The organism is Xanthobacter autotrophicus ATCC 700552 (assembly GCF_043194565.1).
Classification (GTDB): domain Bacteria; phylum Pseudomonadota; class Alphaproteobacteria; order Rhizobiales; family Xanthobacteraceae; genus Xanthobacter; species Xanthobacter autotrophicus_F.
The window spans coordinates 118,292-138,444 of the sequence record NZ_JBAFVS010000011.1 but is presented as its reverse complement, the minus strand read 5'-3'; the positions used below and the strand labels follow the sequence as shown (position 1 = coordinate 138,444).

20 protein-coding genes are annotated in these 20,153 nt (G+C 67.6%); 11 read left to right on the top strand and 9 right to left on the bottom strand.

Translation table 11 applies throughout. The features are described 5' to 3' along the window. Window positions 1-6: 6 nt before the first annotated feature. The 3 genes from V5F48_RS13750 to infC form a co-directional block, all read right to left on the bottom strand. A complete protein-coding gene (locus V5F48_RS13750) occupies window positions 7-1,128 on the bottom strand; it encodes a radical SAM protein (protein WP_394259168.1) in 1,122 nt (373 codons plus the stop codon). Beyond that, window positions 1,091-1,978, bottom strand: a complete 888-nt coding sequence (locus V5F48_RS13745) for a glycosyltransferase family 25 protein (RefSeq protein ID WP_394259167.1) — start codon at window positions 1,976-1,978, stop codon at window positions 1,091-1,093. Before V5F48_RS13745 ends, V5F48_RS13750 begins: the two co-directional genes overlap by 38 nt. 344 nt (window positions 1,979-2,322) lie before the next feature. Further along, a complete protein-coding gene (infC, locus tag V5F48_RS13740; RefSeq protein WP_394109208.1) occupies window positions 2,323-2,847 on the bottom strand; it encodes a translation initiation factor IF-3 in 525 nt (174 codons plus the stop codon). Window positions 2,848-3,153: 306 nt separating this feature from the next. Here infC and V5F48_RS13735 point away from each other — a divergent pair, with 306 nt between their 5' ends. The 3 genes from V5F48_RS13735 (at window position 3,154) to V5F48_RS13725 (ending at window position 7,007) form a co-directional block, all read left to right on the top strand. After that, window positions 3,154-4,032: a DUF3108 domain-containing protein gene (locus V5F48_RS13735; RefSeq protein ID WP_394259166.1), complete on the top strand. Its 879-nt coding sequence runs from the start codon at window positions 3,154-3,156 to the stop codon at window positions 4,030-4,032. A gap of 243 nt (window positions 4,033-4,275) precedes the next feature. After that, window positions 4,276-5,679 (top strand): glutamine synthetase family protein, encoded by a 1,404-nt coding sequence (locus tag V5F48_RS13730; RefSeq protein WP_394109206.1) that lies wholly within the window; start codon window positions 4,276-4,278, stop codon window positions 5,677-5,679. A gap of 8 nt (window positions 5,680-5,687) precedes the next feature. Continuing rightward, the gene (locus V5F48_RS13725; protein ID WP_394259165.1) at window positions 5,688-7,007 is read left to right on the top strand and encodes an NAD(P)/FAD-dependent oxidoreductase; all 1,320 of its coding nucleotides are present in this window, start codon (window positions 5,688-5,690) and stop codon (window positions 7,005-7,007) included. Between the two features lie 151 nt (window positions 7,008-7,158). Here the strand turns inward: V5F48_RS13725 and V5F48_RS13720 are convergent, their stop codons facing one another. The 3 genes from V5F48_RS13720 to V5F48_RS13710 all read right to left on the bottom strand — a co-directional run bounded on the left by V5F48_RS13720 (window position 7,159) and on the right by V5F48_RS13710 (window position 9,436). Then, window positions 7,159-7,602, bottom strand: a complete 444-nt coding sequence (locus V5F48_RS13720) for a hypothetical protein (RefSeq protein ID WP_394259164.1) — start codon at window positions 7,600-7,602, stop codon at window positions 7,159-7,161. A gap of 145 nt (window positions 7,603-7,747) precedes the next feature. Continuing rightward, window positions 7,748-8,491 (bottom strand): TerC family protein, encoded by a 744-nt coding sequence (locus V5F48_RS13715; protein ID WP_394109203.1) that lies wholly within the window; start codon window positions 8,489-8,491, stop codon window positions 7,748-7,750. Next, the gene (locus V5F48_RS13710; RefSeq protein ID WP_394259163.1) at window positions 8,492-9,436 is read right to left on the bottom strand and encodes a lipid kinase; all 945 of its coding nucleotides are present in this window, start codon (window positions 9,434-9,436) and stop codon (window positions 8,492-8,494) included. 543 nt (window positions 9,437-9,979) lie between these two features. On the opposite strand from V5F48_RS13710, the gene V5F48_RS13705 reads away from it, so the two are divergent. Next, a complete protein-coding gene (locus V5F48_RS13705) occupies window positions 9,980-10,669 on the top strand; it encodes a TetR/AcrR family transcriptional regulator (RefSeq protein WP_394109201.1) in 690 nt (229 codons plus the stop codon). Window positions 10,670-10,715: 46 nt separating this feature from the next. Here V5F48_RS13705 and V5F48_RS13700 read toward each other — a convergent pair whose 3' ends face one another. Both V5F48_RS13700 and V5F48_RS13695 read right to left on the bottom strand, forming a co-directional pair. Continuing rightward, window positions 10,716-11,168, bottom strand: coding sequence for a VOC family protein (locus tag V5F48_RS13700; protein ID WP_394259162.1), 453 nt, complete (start codon window positions 11,166-11,168; stop codon window positions 10,716-10,718). A 77-nt stretch (window positions 11,169-11,245) separates the two neighbouring features. Further along, entirely contained in the window at window positions 11,246-12,550 is a 1,305-nt protein-coding gene (locus tag V5F48_RS13695) for a PA0069 family radical SAM protein (protein ID WP_394259161.1), read from the bottom strand. A 200-nt stretch (window positions 12,551-12,750) separates the two neighbouring features. On the opposite strand from V5F48_RS13695, the gene V5F48_RS13690 reads away from it, so the two are divergent. From V5F48_RS13690 to V5F48_RS13665, 6 genes are all read left to right on the top strand, one after another. Beyond that, window positions 12,751-12,903 (top strand): aa3-type cytochrome c oxidase subunit IV, encoded by a 153-nt coding sequence (locus V5F48_RS13690; protein ID WP_138398306.1) that lies wholly within the window; start codon window positions 12,751-12,753, stop codon window positions 12,901-12,903. Window positions 12,904-12,938: 35 nt separating this feature from the next. Further along, window positions 12,939-14,102, top strand: a complete 1,164-nt coding sequence (locus tag V5F48_RS13685; RefSeq protein ID WP_394109198.1) for a Re/Si-specific NAD(P)(+) transhydrogenase subunit alpha — start codon at window positions 12,939-12,941, stop codon at window positions 14,100-14,102. Next, entirely contained in the window at window positions 14,102-14,557 is a 456-nt protein-coding gene (locus V5F48_RS13680) for a proton-translocating transhydrogenase family protein (RefSeq protein ID WP_394109197.1), read from the top strand. Before V5F48_RS13685 ends, V5F48_RS13680 begins: the two co-directional genes overlap by 1 nt. Before the next feature lie 10 nt (window positions 14,558-14,567). Beyond that, on the top strand, window positions 14,568-15,974 hold the full coding sequence (locus tag V5F48_RS13675; RefSeq protein WP_394109196.1) for an NAD(P)(+) transhydrogenase (Re/Si-specific) subunit beta: 1,407 nt from the start codon (window positions 14,568-14,570) through the stop codon (window positions 15,972-15,974). A gap of 196 nt (window positions 15,975-16,170) precedes the next feature. After that, window positions 16,171-17,589 (top strand): exopolysaccharide biosynthesis polyprenyl glycosylphosphotransferase, encoded by a 1,419-nt coding sequence (locus V5F48_RS13670; RefSeq protein ID WP_394109195.1) that lies wholly within the window; start codon window positions 16,171-16,173, stop codon window positions 17,587-17,589. 8 nt (window positions 17,590-17,597) lie between these two features. Further along, entirely contained in the window at window positions 17,598-18,578 is a 981-nt protein-coding gene (locus V5F48_RS13665) for a glycosyl hydrolase family 18 protein (protein WP_394259160.1), read from the top strand. Here the strand turns inward: V5F48_RS13665 and V5F48_RS13660 are convergent. Continuing rightward, window positions 18,538-19,122, bottom strand: coding sequence for an HAD family hydrolase (locus V5F48_RS13660; RefSeq protein WP_394259159.1), 585 nt, complete (start codon window positions 19,120-19,122; stop codon window positions 18,538-18,540). The genes V5F48_RS13665 and V5F48_RS13660 overlap by 41 nt on opposite strands. A gap of 207 nt (window positions 19,123-19,329) precedes the next feature. Between V5F48_RS13660 and V5F48_RS13655 the strand changes: the two genes are divergently transcribed. Next, on the top strand, window positions 19,330-20,139 hold the full coding sequence (locus V5F48_RS13655; RefSeq protein ID WP_394259158.1) for an FkbM family methyltransferase: 810 nt from the start codon (window positions 19,330-19,332) through the stop codon (window positions 20,137-20,139). Window positions 20,140-20,153: the final 14 nt, after the last annotated feature.

The window sequence follows — 20,153 nt, the reverse complement described above, 5'->3', positions numbered from 1 at the left end:
ACGTGATCAGGGCAATGGCCGCTCGGTGAAGCGGGCCACGGCCTGGATGCCCGACATGATCTTCCAGGTGAGGTCGCTGGCGATCCCGAGGTCGGGCCGCATGGGAGCGGCATTGGCCTGGTGGTCGAGCATCTTCTGCCGGCCCGCCACGGTGCTGCTCTCGCGCTTCACGGAATGGCTGATGCCGCAGAACTGGTTGCAGGAACGCATCAGCTTGCGGATGTCGTCGGCGCCGAGCCAGAAGCGCTTCAGGTCGCCGGCCCGCTCCAGGGTCTTGCCGGGAAAGCCGCCGGAAAAGCACAGCCGCGCCACGCCGTAATGGTTGACCATGATGTTGCGGTCATAGGAGTTGCAGATGTGCTCCTGCGTCGTGGTCTTGGAGCCCCAGCCGCGGTCGAGGTCCTGCGCGCCGGAGAGCGAGCGGAAATACATGCCCACCTGCGCAACCCACAAAGGGTTGTAGCCAAGGCCGTACTTGGTGTTGCAGCGGTTGAGGATCGCCACGATCTCGTCGGGGTCCACTTCGGTCTGGGCGGCGAAGAAGGGGTCCTGCTCGCCGGCCTTGCCGAAGCTGGGCTGGAGGAAGTTCAGCTTCAGCTTGTCGGCGCCGATGTGGTTCAGGACCAGATCGTAGAAGGCGTCGATGGAGCGGTAGTTGTCGCCGAAGATGAGCCCCATCACATAGATGCGGGTCTTGTCCTGGGCGTTCAGGCGCTGGCGCGCGGCCACCAGCAGCCGCAGGGCGCGGACCGCCTTGTCGAAGGCGCCGGGCACGCCGCGGGTCTCGTCATGCTGCGCCGGGAAGGGGCTGTTGAGCGAGATGGAAATCTCGTGCGGCCCTTCGAGGATCATGCGTTCGGCCAGCTTGTCCTCGCGGATGCGCGTGCCGTTGACCACCGAGAGGGCGTTGAGGCCGTTGCTGCGGCACGCCTTCGCCAGGGTGAAGTAATCTTCCAGGTCCAGCATGGGCTCGCCGCCGCAGATCACCACGTTGCCGTTGGGACTGATCTGCGAGAACTCGGCGATCAGCTGGGAGCGGGCGGCGACGGAGAGGTAATTTTCTCGGTCGTCATCGGTCCGTTGCCAGAAGTCACAATGCTTGCACTTCAGGTTGCATCGCTTGTTCACTTCCAGAAACAGAAAGCGCGGCGGCAGCAACCGGGAGGACCCCGCCGGCGAAGGGGACGTCGCGCAAGACGCGTCCGACAATGAACCGTGCATAGAGAAACTCCGCCTTGGCCCTGCTTCGGCGCCACCAGCGGGCAACCTCGCGCAGACATTTTTTCGCGAACGAACGCTGCACCCTGATCTTTACGCCCGGCTCGTGCCGGGGAAAGCGGGTGCGGCGATCCATCTCCAGGTCTGACCTGGCGATGGGCGCGCTTTGCGCCGGCTCGTACAGCTCCGCCTGGAGGCACACCCCGGGCCGGAGCTGGGAGGTGACGTTCGGATAATAGTTCGGGCTTGCGACCTGGAACAGAACCTCGTCCACCGGCTCGGCGAACGCGGTGAGATCGCGCACCGCCCGCTCGGCGAAGGCGCGGGTGATGACATAGGCGGCGCAGCCGTGGTGCCGCGACACCAGGGGGTGCGCCTTGAAGCCGGGCGGGCCGCACCGCCGGCCGCGTCCCAGAACCGAATGCTGCAACCGGGTCTCCAGCCGCAGGATTTCGGCCCCCTTGGGGAAGGCGCGCGGATCCGCGACGAAGCGCTTGGTCTGCGGCGCGACGAGCACGTCGTCCTCGAGGATGAGGCAATGGCTCTCGCCGCTGTCGAGGAAGCGCGTCCAGGCCTTGCGATGGCTGAGGGCGCAGGCGCGCTCCACCGGGGAGATGAGGTCGGTGCCCGGCCCCACATCCACGGCCTTGCCATCGATGGCCTCGATCCGCTCGAACGCAATGTCCAGCGCGTCCAGCTGGTTGCGCACGAAGGCGAGGCGATCCGGTCGTCGGGCAAGGTTGATGAGCAGAACCAGCATTCAGGCCGCAAGCACGAATTGGAATAATCCGTGTCTAGCAAACTGCCCCTGTGCCGCAACTCGATTTCAATCGGCCTGCCGACGACGGCGGTATCAACATGCGGGTTGCGGGCATTCCGTCCGCACCGTGTGCGAAGAATGTCGCACAACCGGTCCGTGCCGGCGCTGCGAAAAGCGACGCTTCCGTCCGCTGCCGAACGTAGAACCGATGGGTCAAAAAAAGAGCCCGTTCGGATCAGATCGCGGCGCAATCTGATCCGAACGGGCTCTTGGGTGCTTGAATGATCCTTCCGTGCGAAAAGATCAGCTGCGCGAGAGGATCACCTGCAAAATCACCTGCAAAATCAGCGGGGTGACAGGATCATGATCATCTGCCGGCCTTCCAGCATGGGCTCGGCCTCCACCTTGGCGATGGCGGCGACATCCTCCTTCAGCTTCTGAAGCAGCTTGAAGCCGATGTCCTGGTGGGCCATCTCGCGGCCGCGGAAGCGCAGGGTGACCTTCACCTTGTCGCCTTCCTCAAAGAAGCGCTCCATGGAGCGCATCTTGACCTCGTAATCGTGGGTGTCGATGCCGGGGCGGAGCTTGATTTCCTTGACCTCCACCACCTTCTGCTTCTTGCGGGCCTCGCTCGCCTTCTTCTGGTTCTGGTATTTGAACCGGCCGTAGTCGAGGATCTTGCAGACGGGGGGCGCGGAATTGGGCGAGATCTCGACAAGGTCGAGGCCGGCTTCCTGCGCAAGGGTGAGAGCATCGCGAATGGCCACCACGCCGCGGTTTTGCCCATCCTGGTCGATCAGCTGGACTTCGCGGATGCGGATTTCCTCGTTGATGCGCGGACCATCCTTCTCCGGCGCTACGGGTCTCATGGGGCGACGAATGGCTTTTCACTCCTCAGACATTGACGAAATACCCGAGGCGAATAGGCCACGGCGCCGGCTCCTGCCGTCGTCCATGTGACCTACGTCTCAGGGTAGGCTGGAAAGATCGTGACAAACGGTCGTAAAGTCAATGACCCATGAGGATTCGCGGGGCGTTCTTGCGGCACCGAGGCGGGGTTTTCCCGGCGGGAAGCGAGCCACAGTTCAGCCGCGTTCCCTGCGCATCAGTAACAATACCGCCGATCTGCGGGCCTTTCCCGTGGGCAACCGGCCTCCCGGCCACGGACGCACCTGATGACCTCCGCCCGTTCCGCCTTCCCGTCCGCGCGTCCTCCGGTCGCTGCCGGCGCCCTTTTCGCCGCCGCCCTTTTTGCCGGCCCGCTCCTGGCGTGGCCCGGTGCAGCCCGAGCCGACGGGCGCCTTGAAGCCAAATACACGCTCACGGTGGGCAGCGTGGAACTCGGGCGCGGCTCCATCGTGGTGGAGGCGGGCGACACGGCCTATGAAATCACCGGCGCCGCCCGGGTCACCGGCGTGCTGCGCGCGGTGTCATCCGGCAAGGGCGTCGCCGCGTCGCGCGGGGTGCTGTCGGGCGGCCGGATGACGCCCCGCATCTATGCCATGAACGCGGAGGCCGACGGCAAGGCCGAGACCGCCCGCATCACCATCGCCGGCGGCGCGGTCAAGGACATGGACGTGGAACCGCCGCTGAAGCCGGTGCCCGACCGGGTGCCGCTGACCGCCGATGCGCTGCAGAACGTCATCGATCCCATGAGCGGGGCCTTCATCCTTGTGCCCGGCACCGCCGACCTCATCTCCGCCGCCGCCTGCGACCGCGCGATTCCGGTGTTCGACGGCCGCCAGCGCTACGACCTGAAGCTCTCGTTCCTGCGGGCGGAGAAGGTGAAGACCGAGGGCTATGCCGGCCCCGCGGTGGTGTGCTCGGTGCGCTACAGCCCGGTGGCCGGCCATCGGCCGACCCGTTCCACCGTGAAATATATGCAAGAGAACAAGGACATGCAGGTCTGGCTGGTGCCCATCGCCGGTACCCGCCTGCTGGCGCCCTTCAAGGTGTCCGTGGCCACCATGATCGGCACCGCGGTGCTGGCGGCATCGTCGTTCGAGACGCAGGCCAAGTCGGGCACCGTCCCGGTCAACGCGCCGCGCCCCTGAGGGCGGGCAGGCTGAATCCGCCGTGCGGCCCGCCGCACCCCTACAGGTCGTAGGGGGCGAAGCGGGAACCTGGGGGGTGGTCCGATTCGATCGTGATTCGTTCGATGCTTGTTCCCGTGCAGTCCCGGAGCGGGACGATGGTCGCGGCCGCAGACGGGGCGCGGCTGCGACGGTCCGCGTTGACACCCGCTAGGGCGCAGGTGTTCCCTCACGGGGCGTGAGCGGTTCACGCGCGAGGACATCATGGCGAAACGCAGCAAGGGCGCGCAAAAGACTCCGGTGACGGCGCCGCGGGGTGTCAGCTCTCTCACCGAGGCCAGGGCCTGGATGGCCGGCCGGGGCATCACCGAGATCGAGTGCACCGTCCCCGATCTTGCGGGCGTGGCCCGCGGCAAGATCATGCCGGCCTCGAAATTCTTCTCCTCCCCGGTGATGAACCTGCCCCTGTCGGTCTTCTTCCAGACCATTTCGGGCGAGTATCCCGATTACGAGGGGCTGGTGGATTCGGTGGTGGCCGACAGCGACCTGGTGATGGAGCCGGACCTTGCCACCCTGTGCTCGGTGCCGTGGGCGCAGGACCCCACCGCCCAGGTGATCCACGACGCCTTCCATCGCGACGGCCGCCCGGTGGAGCTGGCGCCCCGCCAGGTGCTGCGCCACGTCATCTCGCTCTACGAGAAGAAGGGCTGGAAGCCGGTGGTGGCGCCGGAGATCGAATTTTACCTGGTGGAGCCCAACACCGATCCCGACTATCCGCTGAAGCCGCCGGTGGGCCGCTCGGGACGCCCCGAGATCGGCCGGCAGTCCTATTCCATCCAGGCGGTGAACGAGTTCGATGCCCTGTTCGAGGACATCTACGATTATTCGGAAGCCCAGGGGCTGGAGATCGACACGCTGATCCACGAGGACGGCGCCGCGCAGATGGAAATCAACCTGCGCCACGGCGATCCGCTGACGCTGGCCGATCAGGTGTTCCTGTTCAAGCGCACCATCCGCGAGGCGGCGCTGGCGCACAAGATCTACGCCACCTTCATGGCCAAGCCCATCGCCAACGAGCCGGGCAGCGCCATGCACATCCACCAGTCGATCATCTCGACGCAGACCGGCAAGAACATCTTCTCCGACGACGAGGGCGGCCCGACGCCGGAATTCTTCTCCTTCATCGCCGGGCAGCAGAAATACCTGCCGTCCGTCATGTGCATCATGGCGCCCTATGTGAATTCCTACCGCCGGCTGACGCGCGATTCCATGGCGCCCATCAACCTGCAATGGGGCTACGACAACCGCACCGCGGGCCTGCGCGTGCCGCCCTCCACCCCCGAGGCGCGGCGGCTGGAGAACCGGGTGCCGTCCTCCGACGCGAATCCCTATCTGGCCATCGCGGCCTCGCTCGCCTGCGGCTATCTGGGCATGACCGAGCATCTGCGCGCCACCGACCCGCTGGAAGGCGACGCGAAGAATCTCGACTTCGACCTGCCGCGCGGCCTGCTGGAGGCGGTGGCGGCCTTTTCGGACAGCGAGCCCCTCGCCGAGGTGCTCGGCCATCGCTTCGTTGCCGCCTATGCGGCGGTGAAGCAGGCGGAGTTCGAAACCTTCATGCGGGTCATCTCGCCGTGGGAGCGGGAATATCTGCTGCTGAACGTCTGAAGGGGCGCGTGGTGGACGAGGCTCAATCCCCGCCGCCGGCGGTGCTCGACCCCGCTGGCCACGCGGCGTCCTGGTACACGGCGACGGCCATCGCCTGTCCCGCCTTTCCCGCGCTCCAGGGCGAGGTGACGGCGGACGTGTGCATCCTCGGCGGCGGCTACACCGGCCTGTCCGCCGCCTTGCATCTGGCGGAGGCCGGCTTCGACGTGGTGGTGCTGGAGGCGGCGCGGGTCGGCTCGGGCGCGTCCGGCCGCAATGGCGGGCAGCTTCATTCCGGCCAGCGCCACGGCCAGGACGTGCTCGAAAAGGCCGTGGGCCTCGACGATGCGAAGAAGCTGTGGGACCTCGCCGAGGAGGGCAAGGCGCTGGTGAAGGGCCTGATCGCGCGCCACACCATCGCCTGCGACCTGAAGAGCGGCCTCATCCATGCCGACCACAAGCCGCACTTCGTCAAGGAGAGCCACGATTACGCGCGCCTGCTGCGGGAACGCTACGGCTATGCCGCGGTGGACCCGCTGACGCGCGAGGAGCTTCGCGCCCTGGTGGGCACCGAGGCCTATCATGGCGGGGTGATCGACCGGGGAGCGGGCCATCTTCACCCGCTCAACTTCGCCCTCGGCCTCGCCAGGGCCGCTGCCGGGGCCGGCGCGCGGATCTTCGAGGGCACGCGCGCAGCAGGCGTGAAGGAGGAGGGGGCAGGGGTCACCGTCACCACCGCGGGCGGCGGCATGGTGCGCGCCGACTTCCTGCTCGAATGCGGCAACGGCCTCATGGACGGCTTCGACAAGCGGGTGGACACCCATGTCATGCCCATCTGCAACTACATCATCGCCACCGAGCCCCTGGGGGCGCGGGCGCGGGAGATCATCGCCAACGACGCGGCGGTGGCGGACAGCCGCTTCGTCATCAATTATTTCCGGCTGAGCGGCGACGGCCGGCTGCTGTTCGGCGGCGGCGAGAGCTACCGGCGGGGGCTGCGCACGGACGTGGCCGGATTCGTGCGGCCCTACATGCTGCGCATCTTCCCGCAGCTCCAGGATGTGCGCATCGACTATGCCTGGGGCGGAGTGCTCGCCATTACCCTCAACCGCATGCCGTTCGTGCGCCGGCTGTCGGAAAAGGTGCTGGTCTCGGCCGGCTACAGCGGTCAGGGGGTGGCGCTGGCGCCCCTGTTCGGCAAGATCCTGGCCGAGGCGGTCAAGGGGCAGCTGGAGCGCTTCGACCTGCTCCAGCGCCTGCCGGTGCCGGCGTTTCCCGGCGGCCGGCTCATGCGCTACCCGCTGCTGGTGGCGGGCCTCAGCTATTACGCCCTGCGCGACCGTCTCTGACGCAGGCCGGTCCACCCTGCGCCCGGGAAGATCCGGGCTGACACCATCGGCCTTTGTCTTCGACCGATGCCAGGTGGGGTGGATGACGCTCAGGCGCCGCGCGGGCTTGACCCATGGCCCATGAGCCAAGCTCACGGGCCATGGGTATGACTCAGTTCAGCCCGCCCAGACGGCGCGCCTCGGCGAGGGCCTTGAGGCAGCCGGCCTCGTCGCCGCCGGCCTGGAGGTTGATGGCCTGGTTGAGCGCGCCATAGGCGCCGCTGTCCGGCGGCGTGAGGCCAGCCGCGGCCAGCGAGCCGGGGGTCGGTTGCCGGTCGGTCTGGGCGCCGATGGACTGCTCCTGCGGCGGCGGCTTTTTGGGCGCGGGCTCGCGCGCCTTGAGCTGGGCCTGGACGGTGACGATCTGCTCCAGGCAGGCCGCGGCGCGGGCGGGCGCCGACAGGGCAAGGAGGGCCAGCACGGCGGTGAGTGCACAGCAGGTGCGGAGCACCGTGGGTGATATATAGCAGGTGCGGAGCACCGTGGGAGATGCGCAACCGGTGCGGAGCACCGTGGGGAGCGTGCCGGCGGTGCGGGAGGCAAACAAGGCGATCATTCTCGACCTCGACGTCGTAATCGGGCCGGCTGGGCCGGCCCGAAGCGAGCATAGAGAGGCGCGCGCCGCCTTGCCATTGGCCTTGCGCAAATGGCGGCGTGCGATGGCCGCCATTTGCCCGCGCCGCGGGCTCGGGCGCCGCCGCTCAATGCCCCCCGGCGGCCGGGCGGCGCTTGCGGACGAGCATGTTGAGCGCCTCGATGGCGGCGGAAAAGGCCATGGCCGCATAGACGTAGCCCTTGGGCACGTGGGCGCCGAAGCCTTCCGCGATCAGCGTCATGCCGATCATGATGAGGAAGCCCAGCGCCAGCATCACCACGGTGGGGTTGGCCTCGATGAACTTCGCCAGCGGATCGGCGGCGAGCAGCATGCAGGTCACCGCCGCGATCACCGCGATGATCATGATCGGGATGTGCTCGGTCATGCCCACGGCGGTGATGATGCTGTCGATGGAGAAGACGAGGTCCAGCATCAGGATCTGCACGATGGCGGCGGTGAAGCCGATGGTGACCTTGGACTCCTGCACGTCCTCCGCATGGGTGCGCGGGTCTACGTTGTGGTGGATTTCCGTGGTGGCCTTCCACACCAGGAACAGGCCGCCGGCGATGAGGATGAGGTCGCGCCAGGAGAAGCCGTGGTCGAACACGGAGAAGATCGGCGTCGTCAGCTTGACGATGATGGCGATGGTGCCGAGTAGCGCAAGGCGCATGATGAGCGCGAGGCCGATGCCGATGCGCCGGGCCTTGGTGCGATACTGGGGCGGCAGCTTGTTGGTGAGGATGGAGATGAAGATGAGGTTGTCGATGCCGAGCACCACTTCCATGGCCACCAGCGTCACCAGGGCCACCCACGCGGCGGGGTCGGCGGCGAGTTGAAGGAGGTAGTCCATCTAGGCAGAACCTTCAGCTAGGAGGGTGGGGGAGGGGGATGAGGAAAAAGCCGGGGCCGGCGGTGCATAGACCCGGATGGCTCCCGGCCGGATCTTGAACCGGGCAGGGGTGTAGGTGACGAGTTCGCCGTCGGTGTTCACCGGGCGCGGGCGGCTGGTGCGCACCACCACCTCGGTCGTGCGGAAGGCGCGCACGTCGTCCCACGCCCCCTGCGTGCCCTGCCGCAGCGAGGGCAGGAGCGCCAGCAGGCGCCACCAGTGGTCCACTTCCAGGCTGTAGAAATCGAGCTTGCCATCGTCGGCGGTGGCGGAGGCTTCCACCGTCATGCCACCGCCATAGTGCCGGCCGTTGCCCACGGACACCTGCAGGGTGCGCACCGTTTCCACCGTTGCGTCATGCTCGATGAAGGCGGTGAACAGGCGCGACTGCAGGAGCAGGCGGGCGGCCACGATGCCATAGCCGAGCACCCCGAAGCGGCGCTTGGCCTCCTGGGTCAACGCGCGGGCGAGATCGGCGGAAAAACCGATGCTGGCCACGTTGAGGAAGGGATGGCCGTTCACCTCGCCGAGGTCGATGGGCCGCGGCACGCCCGACCGGACCACGCCGGCAGCGGCCGCAAGGTCGAAGGGGATGGCGAGGGTGCGCGCGAAATCGTTGGCGGTGCCCAGGGGCAGCACGCCGAGGGGCAATTGGGTGTCGAAGAGGCCGGATGCGGCGGCATTCAGCGTGCCGTCGCCGCCACCGAGGATGACGAGATCGGCCTCGCCGGCACGGGCGCGGATGGTGTCGGAGACCGCGGCCGCGCCAGGCCAGTCCACGTCGGTCAGGTCCAGGTCGCGGGCCAGCAGGTCGCGCACCGTGCCAAGGGATGCGGTGCCCTGGCGCGCGCCGGGATTGACCAGGAAAAGCGCGCGACGCCGGCGGGGAGGGCGCGGAAGTGTCATGTCCGGTCGGATACGATCATGGGCCAGAGGTTCCGGTGAGTGCTGAGCACGCGGTGATCCGACATCGCACAGCAGAACTGTGCCAGAGGGGCCCGGATCGGTTTCGGTAAGGTAAGCCGTGACGCGCGATGGCCAAGGTGATGCGGCGGAATGTCGCATAAAGCCGCCCGGCGGCATCGCGGGCCAGGGTGCCGGATAGCGTGGCGCGCGAGGAGGTGCGTGGCGCGCGAAGAGGTATGATGGGGACCCGAAAAATGGGGGAGGAGAGCGGGGGCGTTGCTCTCCTCCCCCTGGTCCGGTCAAGACGTGGGTTGCGGTACCGCGTCATTGACCGAACGGTTCGGTTCGGTGTTTATGGATTTAGCGTAGCCTGGGCGCCTTTGCAAGAGAGAACTGAACGGTTCGGTCGGTTTGTGGTGGGGCCTGCCTGTTGCGGCGATGTCACCTTGTTCACGCGTGTCGCGGTGACGCCCTATCGGTGCTTGCGCGCTGGTGCTGTGATCCCGCAAGAACGTAGGATCGGAAAGAAAGAGACGTGGGAGTATGACCGACATCGGTGGCGCCGACTTCAAGCCGCGCAGCCCGGAGCCGCGGGACGCGGAACCGCGGGACACGGGGCATGGTGCGGGCCAGGACCCGGAAAAGCGCAGCCAGATCCTCGCCGGCGCGCGCCGGGTGTTCTTTGAGCGCGGCTTCGACGCGGCGAGTATGGCCGACATCGCCCGCGCCGCCGGGGTCTCCAAGGGCACGCTCTACGTCTATTTCGAGAACAAGGAGGATCTCTTCGCCGCCCTCGTGGGAAGCGAGTGCGAGGAGACCGCCGAGCGCATGTTCGTGGTGGATGCCGAGGAAGAGGACGTGGAAACCGCGCTCACCAAGCTCGGCTATTCCTTCATCCGCGCCATCCTGCGGCCGAGCAACATCGCGCTGCTGCGCACGGTGATCGCCATTTCGGCCAAGTTTCCCGACATCGGGCGACGCTTCTTCGAGGCGGGCCCCTGCGAGGGGGTGTCGCGCCTGTCGGTCTATCTCGCCGCCAAGGTGGAGCAGGGCGTGCTCGACATCGAGGACGTGGAGCAGGCGGCGAGCCAGTTTCTCACCTTGTGCAAGGACGGGGTGACCATCCCCGCCCTCATCGGCGCACCCGACGCGCCCGAGGCTGCGGCGGTGGAGAAATCCGTGAAGGGGGCGGTGCGCGTCTTCATGCGCGCCTATGGCGCCGCCCGAAATTGACTGCTGCGCGCGGCTGCGCGGCGCTGCCTCGTTCCCACATGCGTCGTCATGAAGCGGCCCGCTCCGGCACCACGAGCCGGCCTTCGGCGTCGAACGGGAAGAAGGGATTGTGGGCCACTTCCCACAAATGTCCGTCCGGGTCCGCGAAATAGCCGCTGGTACCACCCCAGAACACCTTCTGCGCCGGCTTCACCTGTCTGCCCCCAGCCGCCACCGCGCGGCCGATCACGAGCGCGACCTCGCCTTCCGCAGCCACGTTGCAGGCGAGGGTCTGGCCGTAGAAGCGCTGCGGCGGCGTATCGGCCAATGTGGCGTCCTCGGCCAGGCGGGCGCGCGGGTAAAGGCTCAGCACCACGTGCCCGGCGAGGAAGAAGGCGACGCCCTGGGTGTCCAGGTCGCGCCGCTCCAGGCCCATCTCGGTATAGAAGGCGATGGCGCGGCCAAGGTCGCCGACCCCGAGGGTCACAAGATTGAGGCGAAGCGCAGGTGCTGGTGGCATGGGTCCCTCGGCTTTGGTCTCCCGGCGCGGATATTCCGGTGCGGGGGCGCTGAACAGGATGTTGCGGCGGCCTGTCCTCAGTCGAACAGGTCGAGTTGCACCCCGGCCGGCTTGGGGCGGCGGAAATGGGCGGTGGTCAGCTTCAGCCCGCGCCCCGCAAGGCCGAGCCGTCGCGCTGCAATCTCGAAGCGGCGGCCCACCGTCCAGGCATAGGGGCCGTCCCCCCGCATCCGCTTGCCGAAGGTGGAATCGTAGTCCTTGCCGCCGTGCATCTGGCGGATGAGGCCGAGCACATGCCGCGCCTTGTCCGGGAAATGGGTCACCAGCCATTCGCGGAATAGGTCGGCGATCTCCAGCGGCAGGCGCAGCATGACATAGCCCGCCTCGCTGGCGCCGGCGGCCTTGGCGGCATCGAGGATGCGCTCCACCTCCATGTCGTTGAGGGCCGGGATGAGCGGGGCGGCAAGCACCGCCGTGGGAATGCCCGCATCGGCAAGGCGGCGGATGGTGCCGAGCCGCACATGGGGGCTTGCCGCCCGCGGCTCCATGGTGCGGGCCAGGTGCGGATCGAGGGTGGTGATGGAGATGGCCACCTTGACGAGGCCGCGCTCGGCCATGGGGGCGAGGATGTCGATGTCGCGCGCCACCAGCCCGGACTTGGTGACGATGCCCACCGGATGGCCGAACTCCGACAGCACCTCCAGCAGGCGGCGGGTGACCTCGTAGCGCTTCTCGATGGGCTGGTAGGGGTCGGTGTTGGTGCCCATGGCAATGACGCGGGGCTGGTAGGAGGGGTGGGACAGCTCCCGCGCCAGCAGTTCCGGCGCGTCCGGCTTCACGAACAGCCTGGTCTCGAAGTCGAGCCCGGCGGACAGGCCGTGATAGGCGTGGGTCGGCCGGGCGAAGCAATAGACGCAGCCGTGCTCGCAGCCGCGATAGGCGTTGATGGAGCGATCGAAGGCGATATCCGGCGACTGGTTGCGGGTGATGACCGTGCGCGCGCGCTCTTCCGTCACCTGCGTGTGTAGGGGCGGCAGGTCCTCCAGGCTCTGCCACCCGTCGTCGAACAGGATGCGGGCGGCCGGCTCGAAGCGCCCGGCGGCGTTGGAGACCGCCCCCCGCCCACGCCGGCGCTCGCCGACGACACCGATCCCGACCTCCCCGTCGAGGGCGGCCGGCACCACAGGGGATGGGGTAAGCTTCTCTTGGGCAAGGCGCCCGAGGATGCGATTGGCGCGCGGCTCGCTCACCGCCAGGGGCGCCGCCTTGGCCTTGGGTCCAGCCGTCCGCCGCCCGGGCTTGGCCTGCCCGGCGGCGCGGGCCGTGGGACCCGTAGCGGCGGGACCCACGGGATCAAAGAGAGAATCGGGCTCGAGGCTCATGGGAAAAAAGGTAGCACTCGAAACAGAACAAAACAAGAACCTCACGATCCTCAACCGGCCTTTTCCATTCCCTTCAGGCGGTTGCCTGACGGTGGGGGCGGGTCATCGGCTTGGATTTGGAATACTGTACACCACAAGCCGGTTGCCAGACATTCGCATCTCCGCTAAAGCCCTAAATGAGGCCTGAAAAGGGGGAAAAGATGGCTGAACACGCCACGACCGAATACGCGATTGCGGACGGTAACGACTACGCCGAGCACGAGAGCACCTATGTGCTCTTCACCGCCCTGACCAAATGGGGCGCGATCGCGGTCGCCGTCCTCCTCACCCTCATGTGGATCTTCCTCCTCTGACCCGCTGACGGGTTGGAGCACCGGAGACATCTCTGATGAAAATCGCTGTCCCCGCCGAGATTGATCTCGGCGAGCCGCGGGTCGCTGCGACCCCGGATACGGTGAAGCGTCTGCTCGCGCTCGGCGCCAGCGTGGAGGTCGAGACGGGCGCGGGCCTCAAGTCGGGCATTCTGGATGCAGACTATGAAGCCGTCGGCGCGACCATCGCCCCCACCGCCGCCGATGCCCTGTACGGCGCCGAAGTGGTACTGAAGGTTCGCCGTCCGACGGAAGCCGAACTTTCGTCGTACAAGCCCGGCGCGCTGCTGCTGGCCATCGTCGATCCCTATGGCAACGACGAGGCCCTGGCCACGCTCGCGCGCTACAACGTCAACGCCTTCGCCATGGAGCTGATGCCTCGCATCACCCGTGCGCAGGTGATGGACGTTTTGTCCTCCCAGGCGAACCTGGCCGGCTACCGGGCCGTCATCGACGCCGCCGCCGAGTTCAACCGCGCCCTGCCGCAGATGATGACCGCCGCCGGCACCGTGCCCGCCGCCCGCGTCTTCGTCATGGGTGCCGGCGTGGCCGGCCTGCAGGCCATCGCCACCGCGCGCCGCCTCGGCGCCATCGTGACCGCCACCGACGTGCGCCCCGCGGCCAAGGAACAGGTCGCCTCGCTCGGCGCCAAGTTCGTCGCGGTGGAGGACGAGGAGTTCAAGCAGGCGGAAACCGCCGCCGGCTACGCCAAGCCCATGTCGGCCGAATACCAGGCCAAGCAGGCCGCCCTCGTGGCCGAGCACATCAAGAAGCAGGATATCGTCATCACCACCGCCCTGATCCCCGGCCGGCCCGCGCCGCGCCTGATCACGGCCGAAATGGTGGCCTCCATGCGGCCCGGCTCCATCATCGTCGACCTGGCGGTGGAGCGTGGCGGCAATGTGGAAGGTGCGGTCCCCGGCCAGGTGGCCTGGGTCGGCAACGTCAAGATCGTCGGCCATCTCAACGTGCCCGGACGCATCGCGGCGTCGTCCTCGCCGCTCTATGCGAAGAACCTGTTCAACTTCTTCGAGACCATGGTGGACAAGGCGACCAAGTCGCTCGCCGTGAAGTGGGACGACGAGTTGGTCAAGGCCACCCTGCTCACCCGCGACGGCGCCGTGGTGCATCCCAACTTCGCACCCAAGAATCTCGCAACGACCAGTGAGGGAGCGGCCTGATGAATCCCGCCTCAGCCCAGACCGCGACGGACGCCGCCTCCCAGGCCCGCGCCGCTGCAGAGATCGCGCGCCAGGCGGCGGAAGCCGCCCAGCTCTATGCCGACCAGGCCGGCGCTGCGCTCGGCGCAGTGGCGCACGGCGCGACCGGAGGGGCCATCGACCCCTTCGTGTTCCGCCTCTCCATCTTCGTGCTCGCGGTGTTCGTGGGCTATTACGTGGTGTGGTCGGTGACCCCGGCGCTGCACACCCCGCTCATGAGCGTCACCAACGCCATCTCCTCGGTGATCGTGGTGGGCGCGCTGCTCGCGGTGGGGGTCACCACCGTGGGTGATTCCAGCCACGCCTGGGGCGCACGCATCTTCGGCTTCATCGCGCTTGTCTTCGCCTCGGTGAACATCTTCGGCGGGTTCCTCGTGACCAGCCGCATGCTCGCCATGTACTCCAAGAAGAAGTGAGGCGGGGCACATGAACGCGAATTTCGCCGCCCTGCTCTATCTGGTCGCAGGCATTCTCTTCGTCCTGGCCCTGCGTGGCCTTTCCCATCCCACCACCTCGCGACAGGGCAACCTGTTCGGCATGGTGGGCATGGGCATCGCCATCCTCACCACGCTGGCGCTCTCACCGCCGTCGGACCTCATGGGCTGGGTGCTGGTGCTGGCCGGCATCGGCATCGGCGGCGGCGTCGGCGCGGTGGTGGCCAAGCGCATCGCCATGACGCAGATGCCGCAGCTGGTCGCTGCCTTCCACTCGCTGGTGGGCATGGCCGCGGTGCTGGTGGCGGCCGCCGCCCTCTACGCGCCGCGCGCCTTCGGCATCGGCGATCCGGGACACCTCCATGGCGCCAGCCTGGTGGAAATGTCGCTGGGCGTGGCCATCGGCGCCATCACCTTCACCGGCTCCATCATCGCCTTCGCCAAGCTCAACGGCAACATGAGCGGCAAGCCGATCATGCTGCCGTCGCGCCACTTCATCAATGCCGGCCTTGCCCTCCTGCTGCTGGTCCTGATCATCGCCTTCGTGCTCACCGGCTCGATCACGCTGTTCTGGATCATCACCCTGGTGTCGCTGATCCTCGGCGGGCTGCTCATCATCCCGATCGGCGGCGCGGACATGCCCGTCGTGGTGTCGATGCTGAACTCCTACTCGGGCTGGGCGGCGGCGGGCATCGGCTTCACCCTGGGCAACACCGCGCTCATCATCACCGGCGCGCTGGTGGGCTCCTCGGGCGCCATCCTGTCCTACATCATGTGCAAGGGCATGAACCGCTCCTTCATCTCCGTCATCCTCGGCGGCTTCGGCGGTGATGCCGCGGCGGCCGGCGGCGGCGCGCAGGCGGAAGCCCGCCCGGTGAAGCAGGGCTCGGCCGACGACGCGGCCTACATCATGAAGAACGCCGAGAAGGTCATCATCGTGCCGGGCTACGGCATGGCGGTGGCCCAGGCCCAGCACGCCCTGCGCGAGATGGCCGACATGCTCAAGAAGGAGGGCGTCGAGGTGAAGTACGCCATCCATCCGGTGGCGGGCCGCATGCCGGGCCACATGAACGTGCTTCTGGCCGAGGCCCAGGTGCCCTACGACGAGGTGTTCGAGCTGGAGGACATCAACTCCGAGTTCGCCCAGGCCGACGTGGCCTTCGTCATCGGCGCCAACGACGTGACCAACCCGGCGGCCAAGACCGATCCGCAGTCGGCCATCTACGGCATGCCCATCCTCGACGTGGAAAAGGCCAAGACCGTCCTCTTCATCAAGCGCGGCATGGCGGCGGGCTATGCCGGCGTGGAGAACGAGCTGTTCTTCAAGGACAACACCATGATGCTCTTCGGCGACGCCAAGAAGGTAACCGAAGAAGTCGTGAAGGCTCTTGGCCACTGACAAGGCTCTTGGCCACTGACAGCCGGCCCTGCCGGGCTTGCGATCAAAAAGGAGCCGCGCGGCGCCAGCCGGGCGGCTCCTTTCATTTGTACACGTGTGATAGCTTCCACAGCTTGACTGCCAACCGCTTCTTCAGCAAAACCAATCCCAATCGCGGTCCGGCTCAAGAAAAAACGGGCGCGTCAGGGATTGGGCGATGACACGTTGGACCCACGGGCTCGTCAACCGCCTCGTCCTGCTCTGTGACATCGCCATGGCGGCGCTGGCCGCCATCATCGCGCACGGGCGGTGGGACTTCCTGTCCTGGAGCCAGATGGGCATCCTCTGGGCGATCGGCGTTTTCGCCTTCGTCCAGATTCTGCAGGCCGGCCGGGCCTACCGGGTCGAGCATTATGTGCGCCCGCTGCGCCAGATCGGTCACCTCGCGGTGGCCGGCGCTCCGGCCGGCGCACTGGTGGCCATCTGCTATTACGCCATCATCCCCATCGGCGAGACCAACCTTGCCGCCCTGCTCGGTTGGGGCATCCTGACGGCGGTGGCGCTGATCTTCGGGCGCCTTGTGCTGGTGCGCACGGGGGTGGCGCTGGTGCAGGCCCGTGGGGTCCTGCGGCGCAATGCGGTGATCATCGGAGATCCGGCGCGTGCCTGCGACCTCGTGCGCCGCTACCGCGAGGAGGAGGGCGCAGACGGCCTGCTCACCTTTGTCGGCATGTTCGACGAGGGGCACCTGCCCGGCGAGATGACCCCGCCGCCCCCCGCGCCCGAGGGCGTTCCCCTGATGGGCGGGCTCGCCGACCTGCTGGAATATGTGAAGCACAATCCGGTGGATATCGTGGTGGTCGCCAAGAGCTGGGATGATCCCGCCGCCATCAGCACCATCGCCAACCAGATGTACCAGATCGCGGCCGACGTCATTGTCGAGCTGGATCCCGAGCGCTTCATGCTCAACGACGCCCGGCTGACGCGCCTCGCCGGGGAGCCGGCGCTCCAGGTGCAGCAGCAGCCGCTCAAGGGCTCGCTCGGGCTTCTCAAGGGCGTCGAGGACTATGCGGTGGCCACCATCGGCCTGATTCTCACGGCCCCGATCCTGCTGGTCGCCGCCGCGGCCATCAAGCTGGATTCCCCCGGGCCGATCCTGTTCCGCCAGCCGCGCGTGGGCCTCAACAACCGCGTCTTCCCCTGCTTCAAGCTGCGCACCATGCGGGTGGATCTCGCCGACGACGGCTCCAGGGGCACGTCCAAGGACGATCCGCGCATCACCCGCGTGGGCGCCTTCCTGCGCTCCACCTCCATCGATGAGCTGCCCCAGCTTATCAATGTGCTGCGTGGCGAGATGTCGGTGGTGGGGCCGCGGCCTCATGTGCCCAACATGCAGGTCGCCACCCATGTGCGCTACGAGGCGATCCGCCAATATGTGGCGCGCTACCGGATGAAGCCCGGCATCACCGGCTGGGCGCAGATCAACGGCATGCGCGGCGGCATCAACACCCTCGAGAAGGCCGAGCGGGGCGTCGAGCTCGACCTTTTCTACATTGAGCATTGGTCCATATGGTTCGACATCAGAATCATGCTGCTCACCATCACCAAGGGCATGGCCGGGCCTGCGGTCTTCTGACCGTCCTGGTGATCCTGTTCCTGGGGCTGTCGCCCGGCCGCGCGGGAGCGGCGGAAGGGACGGCGGAGCAACGCCCGTTCCTCGCCTATCTGGCCTCCTGGGCGGAGGTTGCCACGCAGGACCCCGCGAAGACCCTTCTCGCCCGGCTGCCCGGCTCCATCTCCCATGTGGCGCTGGGCTTCGTAAAGCCGGACCTCGCCTATGCCGGGGACCTCGACCTGTCGGGCACCGGCCTCGCCTTTCCCTTTTCCGGCACGATCCTGAAGGACGCCATCGCCGCGCTGAAGGCGAAACACCCCGACACCAGGGTGCTGCTGGCGGTGGGCGGCTGGGGTTATTTCGGTTGGGACGCGCGGGACTTCCGCGCGCTGGCGCAGCTGGTGAAGGACCTCGGCGCCGACGGTGTCGATCTTGATTATGAGACGGCGGATTCCGGCTGCGCCCGCACGCCGGACGGTGCCATCGCCTGCGCCGACGATGCCCGCGCCATTACTGTGTTGGCCGATCTTCGGGCCGCGCTGCCCCGGCCTTATGTGGTGAGCCTCGCCGGCTGGAGCGTCGGCGCCTATGGCGAGGGCCGCTTCGCCGCCTCGGAGCCGCGCTACGGCCCTTACGTCGGCATGATGCGGGCGCTGCTGAAATCGGAGGCGGCGCGAGGGCTCGATCTGGTCTCGGTCATGTCCTACGACGCCGGGCCGAACTATCAGCCACTGGAGGCCTTCCGTGCCTATCGCAGCCTGTGGTCGGGGCCGCTGGCGCTGGGCATACAGGTGATGCCCTCGGATGCGGGCGGGCCGCGCTTCACGCTGGAGCGCACGGTGAAGCTGCTTCAGGAGGTCCTTGCCGATCCGAAGGCGGGGGCCATGCTCTACGGCCTCGGCCTGGTGCCGCCCGGCCCCACGGGTCCGGACAATCCCGACTATCGCGCTCTTGCCCGCGCCATCTGCGTCACCCTCGACCGTGCGGGGTGCGAGGCGCCGGTGCCGTGAGGGGGGCGCTCACGTCGGCGCCGGGCACAGCGGGGCACAGGCCGCGCGCGAAGGCGAGGAGGTCGCCGCCGGGAAACAGATGGCCGGCGATGCCGGCCGCCGCCGCCGCTGCCATGTCGGAGGGCTGGTCGCCGATGAGCAGGCTGTGGTCGCGCGCCACCGGCCAGTGCTCCATCAAATCGAGGATCATGCCCGGCGCCGGCTTGCGCCAGGGATGGACCGCGCGATAGGCCGGCACCGCCGCATCCGGATGGAACGGGCAATAGCGCCAGTCGTCCACATGGGCGCCGACGGCGGCAAGCTCCCCGGCAATCCAGCCATGCAGGGCGGCGACCTCCGCTTCGCCGTAATAGCCGCGGGCGACGCCGGACTGGTTGGTCACCACGAAGACGAGATGGCCGAGCGCATTGAAGTGCTTCACCGCCTCGCGAGCGCCCTCCACCCAGCGGAACCCCTCCGGGTCGTGGACATAGCCCGTGTCCAGGTTGAGGACGCCATCCCGGTCGAAAAACACCGCCGGGCGGGGCGCGGAAGGACCACTCACTGCATCTTCTCCGGCTCAGTCGCGCGACCATAGAAAAAGCGTGCCTCCCCCGCCAGCCCGTCCAGACGGTGCGTTGCCCACCGGCCGATGAGGGGGGCTTCCCGGGCCTTGCGTCCATTGTCTTCCCTCGTGCCTCTGCTATGAGAAGGCACAGGGTGGCGAAGACGCCTTCTTTCGGCGCGGTGGGTTGGCCTGCGAATTGGGCGCATGCTGAAATTCTTGAAGGCCATCCTCGAACGCCGCATGCCGTGGGCTTTCGCGTTGCTGTGTCCACTGGTGGACGCGCGCGCCGCCCGGGACCCGGACAGCGAGGTCCGGCTTCTGCCGCTGCTGGTGGCGCCCGGCGACACCGTCTGCGATATCGGCGCCAACCGGGGGCTCTTCACCTACTGGCTGCTCAAGCGTGGCGCCCGGGTGCTCGCCTTCGAGCCCAACCCCCGGCTCGTGCGCATCCTCAAGCTGCGATTTCCCGGTGAGATCCGCACCGGAGCGCTGACCCTATTCGAGACCGCATTGAGCGCCGATGCCGGCGAGGCGGTGCTGCACATTCCGCGTGATCTTTCGCCGCTCGCCACCCTCGATGGCGACCTCGCGCAGCAGGTCGAGGGGCCGACCGATGATGTGCGTGTGTCCATCGCGCGCCTCGACGCCTGCGTGACCGTGCCGGTGAGCTTCATCAAGCTCGATGTGGAGGGTCACGAGGTGAAGGTGCTGGAAGGCGCGCTCGCCATCGTGGCCACAAGCCGGCCCACCTTCCTGATCGAGGCAGAGGAGCGCCACCGGCCCGGCGCCGTGGCAGCGGTGCGGCAGGTGCTCGAACCTTTCGGCTATCGCGGCTTCTTCCGGCTGGGGCATGAAATGCGGCCCATCGCGGAGTTCGACCCGGCCGTTCACCAGCCCATCGCGGCGCTGGAGCCGGACGGCGCGCGCCCCCGCAAGGGCGCGCTTTATGTGAACGATTTCTATTTCGCGGCCCGGCCCGACATCATCGCGCGCCTTGAACGCTGGCAGGGCTAAGCGCCCCACCCTCA

Bases quoted from the DNA above. Each gene is read 5' to 3' on its own strand.
- V5F48_RS13655 (WP_394259158.1), top strand. From the start codon at position 19,330: ATGCTGAAATTCTTGAAGGCCATCCTCGAACGCCGCATGCCGTGGGCT.
- V5F48_RS13695 (WP_394259161.1), bottom strand. From the start codon at position 12,550: ATGAGCCTCGAGCCCGATTCTCTCTTTGATCCCGTGGGTCCCGCCGCT.
- V5F48_RS13720 (WP_394259164.1), bottom strand. From the start codon at position 7,602: ATGATCGCCTTGTTTGCCTCCCGCACCGCCGGCACGCTCCCCACGGTG.
- V5F48_RS13675 (WP_394109196.1), top strand. From the start codon at position 14,568: ATGAACGCGAATTTCGCCGCCCTGCTCTATCTGGTCGCAGGCATTCTC.
- V5F48_RS13715 (WP_394109203.1), bottom strand. From the start codon at position 8,491: ATGGACTACCTCCTTCAACTCGCCGCCGACCCCGCCGCGTGGGTGGCC.
- V5F48_RS13745 (WP_394259167.1), bottom strand. From the start codon at position 1,978: ATGCTGGTTCTGCTCATCAACCTTGCCCGACGACCGGATCGCCTCGCC.
- V5F48_RS13710 (WP_394259163.1), bottom strand. From the start codon at position 9,436: ATGACACTTCCGCGCCCTCCCCGCCGGCGTCGCGCGCTTTTCCTGGTC.
- V5F48_RS13670 (WP_394109195.1), top strand. From the start codon at position 16,171: ATGACACGTTGGACCCACGGGCTCGTCAACCGCCTCGTCCTGCTCTGT.
- V5F48_RS13685 (WP_394109198.1), top strand. From the start codon at position 12,939: ATGAAAATCGCTGTCCCCGCCGAGATTGATCTCGGCGAGCCGCGGGTC.
- infC (WP_394109208.1), bottom strand. From the start codon at position 2,847: ATGAGACCCGTAGCGCCGGAGAAGGATGGTCCGCGCATCAACGAGGAA.
- V5F48_RS13730 (WP_394109206.1), top strand. From the start codon at position 4,276: ATGGCGAAACGCAGCAAGGGCGCGCAAAAGACTCCGGTGACGGCGCCG.
- V5F48_RS13705 (WP_394109201.1), top strand. From the start codon at position 9,980: ATGACCGACATCGGTGGCGCCGACTTCAAGCCGCGCAGCCCGGAGCCG.
- V5F48_RS13680 (WP_394109197.1), top strand. From the start codon at position 14,102: ATGAATCCCGCCTCAGCCCAGACCGCGACGGACGCCGCCTCCCAGGCC.
- V5F48_RS13690 (WP_138398306.1), top strand. From the start codon at position 12,751: ATGGCTGAACACGCCACGACCGAATACGCGATTGCGGACGGTAACGAC.
- V5F48_RS13700 (WP_394259162.1), bottom strand. From the start codon at position 11,168: ATGCCACCAGCACCTGCGCTTCGCCTCAATCTTGTGACCCTCGGGGTC.
- V5F48_RS13735 (WP_394259166.1), top strand. From the start codon at position 3,154: ATGACCTCCGCCCGTTCCGCCTTCCCGTCCGCGCGTCCTCCGGTCGCT.